The sequence below is a fragment of the Clostridium tertium genome, assembly GCF_017873245.1.
Classification (GTDB): Bacteria; Bacillota; Clostridia; order Clostridiales; family Clostridiaceae; genus Clostridium; species Clostridium tertium.
This window is the reverse complement of the sequence record NZ_JAGGJY010000023.1, coordinates 1-10,900: the sequence shown is the minus strand read 5'-3', so window position 1 is coordinate 10,900 and position 10,900 is coordinate 1. Positions and strand designations below refer to the sequence as shown.

The following is a 10,900-nucleotide window of genomic DNA, read 5'->3' as shown; positions in this document are numbered from 1 at the left end:
ATTATATGTAGTAGAAAGCTAATAACTAAATTCCACCAACACGTTTTTAAAACACAATAAGATAGCTATTATTAATGAAGAGTGAAAGGGGAAAAAGTAAAAAGTTAATGAAAAAATCCCTAAGGGGTTTTTGAATAGAAAGTGATTAGCACCTATAGTTTAAGTTTTGCATAGCAAAACCACCTCGATTCTTTCATTCTTTAATTTTTCCATTCTTTCATTTGTAAATTGCTTTGCAATTAATAACAAATTTTCATTTTAAATTATTAAACTTTAGGGTATAATGAATAACTAGAGAAATAGAGATAAAACTTAATTTAATTTTAAGGAGGAAGCTACTTTGGCAGATTATATAAATGAAATAGAAAAAAGAAGAACCTTTGCTATTATATCTCACCCAGATGCAGGTAAAACAACTTTAACAGAAAAGTTCTTGTTATATGGAGGAGCAATAAGGCTTGCAGGTTCAGTTAAAGCAAGAAAAGCTTCTACTCATGCAGTATCAGACTGGATGGAAATAGAAAAGCAAAGAGGGATTTCAGTTACTTCCTCAGTAATGCAATTTAACTATAAAGACCACTGTATAAACATATTAGATACACCAGGGCACCAAGATTTCTCAGAAGATACATATAGAACTCTTATGGCGGCAGATAGCGCTGTTATGGTAGTGGATGGAGCAAAAGGTATAGAAGATCAAACAAGAAAACTATTCCATGTTGCATCTCTTAGAGAAATGCCTATATTTACATTTATTAATAAGATGGATAGAGAATCTAAAGATCCATTTGAATTATTAGAAGAAATAGAAAATGAACTTGGAATAAAGACATACCCAATGAACTGGCCAATAGGTTCTGGTAAGGATTTTAAAGGCGTTTATGAAAGAGATAACAATAGAATCATAGCATTCTCAGCAGGAAATCACGGTCAAAGTGCAGTAGATGCTGTTGAAGGTTCAGTAGATGATCCTAAATTTAGAGAAATATTAGGAGCAGCCCTACATGATAAGTTAATGGAAGATATAGAGCTTTTAGATATAGCTGGAGATGAACTTGATTTAGAAAAAGTTAAATCTGGAGAATTAACACCAGTATTCTTTGGATCAGCTTTAACAAACTTTGGTGTTGAGCCATTCTTAGAGCATTTCTTAGAAATGACAACAGCACCACTTCCAAGAAACTCAAGCATAGGAGAAATAGATCCATTTGATGATAACTTCTCTGCTTTTGTATTTAAGATACAAGCAAATATGAATAAGGCTCATAGAGATAGAATTGCATTTATGAGAATTTGTTCAGGTAAATTTGAAAAAGGTGAAGATGTATATCATATGCAAGGTGGTAAGAAGATTAAACTTTCTCAACCACAACAATTTATGGCTCAAGATAGAGAAATAGTTGAAGAAGCATATGCAGGAGATATAATTGGGGTATTTGACCCAGGTATATTCGCAATAGGAGATACTTTATGTTCACCATCAAATAAATTTAAATTTGAAGGTATTCCAACATTTGCGCCAGAACATTTTGCAAGAGTAAGACCAGTAGATACAATGAAGAGAAAACAATTCGTAAAAGGTGTTACTCAAATAGCTCAAGAAGGAGCAATTCAAGTATTTAGAGAACTATTTATAGGAATGGAAGAAATAATAGTTGGAGTTGTTGGTGTACTTCAATTTGAAGTTCTAGAATATAGATTAAAAAATGAATACAACGTTGATATAAAGATGGATAGACTTCCATTTAGATATGTTAGATGGATAGAAAACAAAGATGTAGATATGGAAAAACTAAACTTAACTTCAGATACAAAGAAAGTTAAAGACTTTAAAGATAGAAATATCCTTATATTCCAAAATGACTGGGGTATTAGTTGGGCATTAGATCATAATAAAGGATTAATATTATCTGGCGTTGCTAAGAGTGATGAATAAGGTATAAATAAAAAAGATGGCTAAATGGATTAGTCATCTTTTTTGATTCCTATAAATTAATATGAAAATTAATTTAATCATATAAGTAATATAAAAATTTAAGTAATTAATTAAATATTTTATTTGAATATATACTTTATTATTTTATATGATACATGTTAAAAAGTATCAGATTATATACTTTTTTAGTACGGGAATTTTCTTTATAAAATATGAAATTATTATGCATACTATAAAAATTATTATTGAAACAATGGGGACTGTAATTACTGGATATTTAATCGAAGTTGTTAATATACCTATTCTAGTAAAGAACTTAATAAATAAATCATGCATTAAAAATACGCCAAATGAGCATGAAGATAATATTGATATAAATTTGATTTTTCTATCAGTAAACTTAATCTTATCAAATATATCCTTTAAGAATAAGAATATTCCTATGCTATAAAAAAACATATTTATAGTAAATATTCCTTGCCATGAATCAATTGGTTTTGAATATTTTAATGATGAATATTGTGTAACTACAATAGTAAATAAGAGACCTGAAAGACCTAAAAAGTAAATAAGTTTCTTAGTTGTCTTTTTTAAATCATAATTAGTTAAATAAAAGCCCAGCAAGAAATATAATATATAAGCTCGTGGCATAAATATATACATCTTATTTATATTTTCTGAAATAAAGTTAAAAGGAAAATAATTAGATAGTGTTGGTACTACAACTGAAATAATAGCTCCAATTATTAAAAAATACTCTATTTGTTTTTTATTTCCATGTGATGTTATTATCCTCAAAACTGGGGTTATTATATATAAGCCTATTATCATGTAAAGAAACCATAAATGATAATTAGTTTGTCCTTTCAAAATTGAAATTATAATGTACTTGATATTTTCTAAGTTCAAAGGAAAGCTTATTAAATATATGCTACTCCAAAATAAAAGAGCAACTACCATTCTTGGTAAGTATTTAGTATAGATATTTCTAGTTGTAATATTCTTTTTAGGGCTTAATATAAACATACCACTTAACATAATAAATATTTGAACACAACATCTAGCAATAGAATTATAAATGTTTATTATAGCCCAATTGACAGAGTTGATATCTATTATAGTCCATATTAAGCCAGAAACATGTAGTATAACTACTAGAAAAGCAGATAAAATTCTAAGAATATCTGCAGAAATTATTCTATTATTTGTAAACAATTGTACCACCTCAAAACAATATTATTTTAATAAGTAATCAATGTCAATATAAAAAAATACAGTGTAAACTTTTTGTTTTGACATTCAAATATTAAGATATTATTAAAAAAGTATAAAAATGTATATTTATAGAGCAAAAGGTTGAAATAAATAACATAAGTTGATAAGCTATATAAGTGAGGGGGAGGTGAGAAGGTGTCATTTAAAAAAATAAAAAAGATAGTGGCGCAACTAGTGATAGTAGCATTTATAGTCCCAAATATAAGTGCAAAAGCAATAACAAATAATCCAGGCTCAGTTATTGAAGAAAAAAGTAGCAATAAGAAAACTGATTCAATAACTAATAATACAAAATCTTCTCAAGATAATGAGAAAGAAGATGCAAAGAAGGATAATAGCAATGGAGAAGAGCTTTTAACTGATGAAAAAGATTCAGCTAAAGATAATGAAGCTCAAAATAGTATTTTAAATAATTCTTCAGATGAAAAAACTTCAGTTGAGCAGAGTAAAACTGAAAGTAATAAAAAAGTAGAAGAAATTAAAGAAAATTCTGAGACGTCAAATAAGGAAGATTCTATTAAAGAAGAAGCTAATAAAAAGGAATCTGCTAATACTTTAAAAGGTACTAAATATAAGAAAGTAAAAGTAATAAATCCTGCATTAAGAAGTTACTCTGTAATTTCTTCAGAAAATTTAGAGAGAGAAGAGTTTAAATTAAAGCAAGAGGCTTTAGAGAACTTAGAAGTTTTAGAGCCAATGACTGATAAGAATTACGAGTTAACCATTGCTAATTCTGATGGAAGCTATGAGTTTGTTGAAGCTTATGATGATTTAGATGAAGCTGTTAATGCAGCTAAAAGTCTGGATTCTTCTACAAAAGAAAATCAAGATCCAGCAGTAATAAATTATTCTGGACAAGTTGTTTACTCAACAAATCAAATGGCAAGAGTAATAAAATATAGTAACAATAGTGTGATTTCTGGAACAGTAGATATGTATACAGAACCTAGTTTGCAAAATGCATTTACTTATGTAAATCCAGGGTATATGGATGATGCACCAATTTTAGATGTAAGTGGTACATCAGCAAAAATAATGATAAATGGATATGAAGGTTGGATAAATAACAACAAAGCTTCAGGTACATATGATATGCTTGTAGTGCCTTTAAGCCAAGTAAAAAATCCAAGCTATTATACAGTTCAAAATGGTGAACTAGTTCATTTCATAAGTTATGATTTAACTGGAGTTACAGGCTATAATAAGATTTTAGGAAAAGCACCATTTTTCTTAAAAGAAGGTGTTAGATATCTAAGCTACGATGGAAAGTACTTCTATCAATACAATCATAATAGCCAAACTGACATAGCAAATAAACTAGATATTTTAATAAAGGATTATAGATCAGGAGTAAGATCTAATTCTATTAATAGTGGAAGTCCATATTATATTTACTATTTAAATTTACCATTTAGAAGTCAAACCGTATATTCAGCAAACGATTTAAATAGATATATAAATGCATTTATTAATGGAGAAATTGATGGCATAAAGAGAGCAGGATCAAAACTTAAAGATTTAGGACAAGTCTTTAAAGATACTGAAAGTACTTATGGAGTAAATGCACTATTAGCATTAGGTGTTTCTATTAATGAATCAGCTTACGGAATGTCAACAATTGCTCAAACTAAAAATAATCTTTTTGGATTAAAAGCATATGATTCAGCTCCAGGAGAATCAGCAGATAGTTTTGCTACTCCAAAAGATTCAGTAATAGACTTTACAAAAAATTATATCTCAAGAGGATATGCAGATCCAGCAGATTGGAGATATTTTGGAGGTTTCTTAGGAAATAAAAATAGAGGAACAAATGTTAAGTATGCTTCAGATCCCTTCTGGGGAGAAAAAGCAACAAGCTTTGCTTATGAAATAGACAAGTATCTTTCAGGTGGAAATAGCAACTTAAAAGATACGAATTCTAAGCAAATTGGTGTTGCAACTTCAAATACTTCAGTAATAAAGAAAGATGGAACATTATTATATAATGTAACTAATGATACTAATCAATATGGTGGTTATATAAATACACCATTTGTAGTATCAAACTTACAACAAGTAACTATAAGTGGTAAAACTTATTATGAAATATATCCAGAAAGAAATACTCCAATAGGATTGGGTGGACCTGATAATAAATATCATGGAAGTTATAATTGGAATGATAAAGGATATATCTTAGCAAGTAATGTGAGCATGACAAATGAATATTTACCACCTGTTGAAGTTAAGTCTGGAATAAACAGATATGCAACAGCTGTGGAATTAAGTAAAAGTTCATTTAGTTCAGCAGAGACAATAGTTATTTCAAATGGTTATGCTATACCAGATGGATTAGCAGCTACTCCAATTGCTTCATATTATAAGGGACCTTTGTTGTTAGTTGAAAGTAATTCAATTCCATCAGCAACTCAAAATGAAATAAAAAGACTTGGAGCAAAAAATGTGATAATAGTTGGTGGAACAGGGGTAGTAACTCCAGCTGTTGAAAATCAATTACGTAATTTAGGTATTACTAAAATTACAAGATTAGGTGGAATAAATAGATATGAAACAGCTCTTCAAGTTGCTAAATACATTGATCAAAATCTTTATGATGTAGAAAATGTGGTTATATCAAATGGATATGGAGAAGCAGATTCACTATCAATAGCGCCAGTATCAGGTAGAGATAGGATGCCTATAATATTAGTAGAATCAAATAGTATTCCAAGTAGTGTAAATAGCTGGTTAAAGTCAGAAGAGTTAAATAATGCATACTTAATTGGTGGAACTGGAGTGTTAAGTAATAATGTTTTAAATCAAATAAATTCAATGACTAAACAAGATATTACTGGTAATAGATTAGGCGGAGCAAATAGATATGAGACAAATGCTAAAGTTATAGAAAGATTCTATGGAAATGTACTAAATAAGGTTTATGTTACAGAAGGATTAGAATTAGCAGATGCATTGACTTCGGGTCCGGTTGCAGGAGTTAATGAATCACCAGTAGTAATAACAGAAGCTCAACTAACTAGTACTCAAAAAATAGTATTGGATAAAAAGACTGCTAACAGCATTGTACAAGTTGGAGGGGTAGTTTCTAAGACTGCAATAAATAGCCTTAGACAATTACTAGCTACAGCTCAATAAAATATGATAATTTATATTTTTAAGAGTTATTAATTAAAAGATTTAAGAGTAACGTATAAAGCCTTACTATTTTAATATTAAAATAGTAAGGCTTTTTTTATATTTAGAATAATATAATTTAGAGTAAAGCATGAAAATGTAATTTAAGGTAAATAAGTAAAATACAGATTCAAAGTAAATTATAGAAATACCGATATAAGTTCTTATATTTATTTAATAATATGTTAATATAGTCAAATAATAATAAGCAGTCTTAACAAACTTGAACTTTAATGTAGATAAATATATAATTGTAAATAAAGCTGATATACTTAAAAATAGTTGATAAAGGTATCCAATACATGGGATATAGAATGAAAGGATTGAAAAAAATGGATAATGTAAAAAAAATACCGTTTTCTCCTCCAGATATAACTGAAGCAGAAATTAATGCAGTAGTAGAAGTTTTAAGATCAGGATGGATAACATCGGGACCAACTCTTGCTAAATTTGAAGAAGAATTAGCACAGTATTGTGAAGCAAATAAAGCTGTGGCATTAAATAGTGCAACAGCAGCAATGGAGCTTATATTAAAGGTTTTTGATATAAAGGAAGGAGATGAGATAATAACAACTCCTTACACATATACAGCAACAGCAAGTGTAGCAGTTCATAGAGGTATAAAACCTATATTTTGTGATGTAGCAAAGGATTCTTTCTTTATTGACTATGATAAAATAGGGGATTTAATAACAGAAAAAACAAAGGTTATAATGCCTGTTGATTTTGCAGGAGTACCTTGTGATTATGATAGAATAAAAGAAGTTTTAAAAGAAAAAAATAGAGAAGATATAATAATAATTGTAGATTCAGCTCATGCCTTTGGAGCAAAATATAAAGGTCAAAGAGTTGGAGCACAATGTGATTTCCATACATTCTCTTTTCATGCAGTTAAAAACTTTACAACTGCTGAAGGGGGAGCAATAACATATAATGATAATAACTTCAAAGGAAGGAAAAACTTATTTCAAGACTTTAAATTTACTTCATTACATGGACAATCAAAAGATGCATTATCCAAGATGAAGGCTGGAGCTTGGGAGTATGATATAATTACAGATGGTTTTAAATGCAATATGACAGATATAAATGCAGCCATTGGTAGAGTTCAATTAACAAGATATAAAGATATGCTAAAGTATAGAAAAGAAATTTTTAATACTTATACAAAAATATTAGAAAAAGAAGATTTTTCTATAATTCCAGTTACTGAATATGGTGAAGGTACAGAAAGTTCATATCACATATATCCATTAAGAATAAAAGGATTTAATGAAGAAAAGAGAAATGTACTTATTCAAAGATTAGCAGAAAAGGGAATTTCAACAAACGTTCATTTTAAGCCATTACCAATGTTTACACTTTATAGAAATCTAGGCTATAAAATACAAGATTATCCAAATGCATATGCTCAATATGCAAATGAAATTTCCCTACCTGTTTATAGTACATTAGAATTAAGTGATGTGGAATATATTGCAATTGAATTAATTAAAGAAGTTAAAAACATAATGAATAAGTAATTTTATGATATAAAAATAAAAAGCTAAGCTTTAAAATATAAAATAAATTTATATTTTAAAGTCTTAGCTTTTTTGAACTTAGTATTTTATATGATGAAGCTTTTAAGACGAAGTTTGTAATGATAAAGCTTTATATAACGAAACTTCTATGACAAAATGTGTAATAAATGTGGTTACTCTCATCTAAAATATAAATAAGATGTATACTACAAATTATAGTAAAAGGTTATAATAGAGTTATTCCTTATCTAAAATAGCAACAAGATATCCAGTATAAACCCAGAATATTATAGATATAAAACTTATTATATAAACTAAACTACTTTCCATAAGATTAATTACAGGAATTCCAAAAACAAGAGTTAATAAGACAGAGAAAAAATATTTTTCAGTTTTTGAATTTATTTTATCTATCTTTCTAATTAAAAACAAAAAAGTGCAAGATATAAACAAAAGAATTAAAGCAGTTGCAACTAGTCCGTTTACAGTAGCAATTTCAATATAAATATTATGAAGTCCACCAGCTTCAACACCCCTTAGTTCATGCTGTTGGTTAGCTATTAATGTAGATATTTTATTTGAATTTCCAATACCCACTAGAGGGAAAAATTTTATTATAGGCCATGCAGCTTGCCATATATATTCTCTACCAGTAAAGATATAATGTAATGTAGTATTACTCAATTTAAATAAAAATGGTATTAGAAGCGTTGGAGAAAATAACATTAATAATCTGATCCATACATTTTTAAATTTTACAAAAATCAATATGAATATTAAAGATAACACTAATAATAAGGCACTTCTTCCTCCAGATATAAGTAATGTTACTAACTGCAATATTGCATTGAAGCAATAAAAAATCTTTATCTTATTTGAGTGAGTACTTAATAAAATATATAAACTTATAATAAAAGACATTCCCGCAGCTATTCCAAGAGAATTTTCATTAGAAAATAGTCCACTAAAACTTATAGTTGTACTAATGCCATTACTAAAGGTTAGAACTCTTTCTATGGATTTATTACTAAATATAATAATTAATGAAATAAAAGATAAAATAAAAGTAATAAATGTGTATAAATATGAAAAAATATTTAATTCCTTAATAAGAACACTTTTACTTTTATATGTATCAATAGAAAAAATACTTTCTAGTATTATTAAGTTTACTAGCCAAATTTTTAGATTTTCAGATGTTGGATACCTAAAAAGATTAAGAGCTAATGTTAATATCAGAAACAAGTATAAAAAAAACTGAAAATAATAAACCTTATTTTTTCTAAAGATAATATCAAATATACTAGTGATAATGAGTAAAAGTCCCCAAGCTAAACAAAGTTTATTTAATAACTTAATTCCATAGAAATCATTTAATACTGTAGAAAAAGATAGGGCTACAAATAAATATAGCATCTTAAAATAAAATTTATTTGATAAAATGTTATAGAACTTATTCAGATAAACCTTCAAAATTTTCAACTCCTTTTACAATTAAAAATATAATAATTTATTATAATTTTAACATTTAGTTACACAATAGTCTAAGAATTTCAATTAAAAAAGTTTGTATCTATAAATAAATGTGGTAAAATATTAATATTAGTTTTATATTTAAATAAAAATATAAAGGAGCGTATAACAATGAATATACCTTTAATAGATTTAAAAGCTCAATATGAATCATTAGCAGAAGATTTAGATAAGGCTGCATTAGGAGTATTATCTTCAGCTAATTACATAATGGGAAAAACAGTAACAGATTTTGAAAAAGAATTTGCAGACTTCATAGGAGTTAAACATGCAATATCAGTAGGAAATGGAACAGATGCTTTAGTATTAGCTCTTAAATCAATGGGAATAGGAGAAGGAGATGAAGTAATAACAACTCCATTTACTTTTTTTGCAACAGCAGAGACTATTTCAGCAGTGGGAGCAACTCCGGTATTTGTAGATGTAGATAAAGAAACTTTTAATATAGATGTAACAAAAATAGAAGAAAAAATAACTTCAAAAACAAAAGCAATAATGCCTGTACATATATTTGGCCAATCTGCCGATATGGATGAAATAAATGAAATTGCTAAAAAGCATAATTTATATGTAATAGAAGATGCTTGTCAAGCTGTAGGTGGAAAATATAAAGGAAGAAAGATAGGCACATTAGGGGATGTTGCTTGCTTCTCATTCTTCCCAACAAAGAACTTAGGTTGTGCTGGCGATGGTGGAATGATAGTAACAGATAATGATGAAATAGCTATTATCGCAAGAGCATTAAGAACTCATGGAAGTGGGGAAAATGGTCAAAAGGCATATAATCTTTTAAATAATATAGAAGAAGAAATTAAAACTGCTGAAGGCGCAAATGATACAGTTTATAATCCACTTAAATACTATAACTATTTAATAGGATATAATACAAGATTAGATGCAATTCAAGCAGCGATATTAAGTGTAAAATTAAAAGAAATAGATAGCTGGAATGCAAAAAGAAGAGAAATAGTTCAGCTTTATAATGAAGCTTTACAGAATAGTGATTTAGTAACTCCAGTAGCAAGAGATTACAATGATCATGTATATCATATGTATATCTTACAATCTGAAAACAGAGAAGAAATTTTAACTAAGTTAAAAGAAGCTGGAATTGCAACAGGAGTATACTATCCAGTGCCATTACACCTTCAAAAGGTTTATAAGAATTTAGAATACAAAGAAGGAGATATGCCTGTATCTGAATACCTATCACATAGAACTTTTGCTATACCTGTATATCCAGAGTTAACAAAAGAACAAATTGATTATATAATTAGCAAAATTAAATAATATGTAAGTTGAAATAAAAAAATTAATTGAAAATGTAGTAAAATATTGATAATTAATTAAAAAATATAGAAGAACATAATAATTAAATAGTAATTAATTATAAAATGACTAATTAAAAATTTTTGAGGTACTATAAGAATTCATTAAGGAATAGTGATTGGATAATTGCGTA

6 protein-coding genes are annotated in these 10,900 nt (G+C 27.7%); 4 read left to right on the top strand and 2 right to left on the bottom strand.

Going from position 1 to position 10,900, the window contains the following annotated elements; genetic code table 11:
* Nucleotides 1-340: 340 nt before the first annotated feature.
* Complete coding sequence (locus tag J2Z25_RS17450) at nt 341-1,936, top strand: peptide chain release factor 3 (protein ID WP_209741477.1); 1,596 nt, start codon at nt 341-343, stop codon at nt 1,934-1,936.
* Nucleotides 1,937-2,104: 168 nt separating this feature from the next.
* Here the strand turns inward: J2Z25_RS17450 and J2Z25_RS17445 are convergent, their stop codons facing one another.
* Complete coding sequence (locus J2Z25_RS17445; protein WP_209741476.1) at nt 2,105-3,151, bottom strand: acyltransferase; 1,047 nt, start codon at nt 3,149-3,151, stop codon at nt 2,105-2,107.
* A 195-nt stretch (nt 3,152-3,346) separates the two neighbouring features.
* On the opposite strand from J2Z25_RS17445, the gene J2Z25_RS17440 reads away from it, so the two are divergent.
* Nucleotides 3,347-6,343 carry a cell wall-binding repeat-containing protein gene (locus J2Z25_RS17440; protein ID WP_209741475.1) on the top strand — a complete coding sequence of 999 codons (2,997 nt, stop codon included), beginning with the start codon at nt 3,347-3,349 and terminating at the stop codon, nt 6,341-6,343.
* Between the two features lie 371 nt (nt 6,344-6,714).
* A complete protein-coding gene (locus J2Z25_RS17435) occupies nt 6,715-7,905 on the top strand; it encodes a DegT/DnrJ/EryC1/StrS family aminotransferase (RefSeq protein ID WP_209741474.1) in 1,191 nt (396 codons plus the stop codon).
* 237 nt (nt 7,906-8,142) lie between these two features.
* On the opposite strand, the gene J2Z25_RS17430 is transcribed toward J2Z25_RS17435, so the two are convergent.
* Entirely contained in the window at nt 8,143-9,150 is a 1,008-nt protein-coding gene (locus tag J2Z25_RS17430; RefSeq protein WP_209741473.1) for an O-antigen ligase family protein, read from the bottom strand.
* Nucleotides 9,151-9,549: 399 nt separating this feature from the next.
* Between J2Z25_RS17430 and J2Z25_RS17425 the strand changes: the two genes are divergently transcribed.
* Nucleotides 9,550-10,728, top strand: coding sequence for a DegT/DnrJ/EryC1/StrS family aminotransferase (locus J2Z25_RS17425; RefSeq protein WP_209741472.1), 1,179 nt, complete (start codon nt 9,550-9,552; stop codon nt 10,726-10,728).
* Nucleotides 10,729-10,900: the final 172 nt, after the last annotated feature.

Coding starts and splice junctions, on each gene's coding strand:
- J2Z25_RS17435 (WP_209741474.1), top strand. CDS start 6,715: ATGGATAATGTAAAAAAAATACCGTTTTCTCCTCCAGATATAACTGAA.
- J2Z25_RS17425 (WP_209741472.1), top strand. CDS start 9,550: ATGAATATACCTTTAATAGATTTAAAAGCTCAATATGAATCATTAGCA.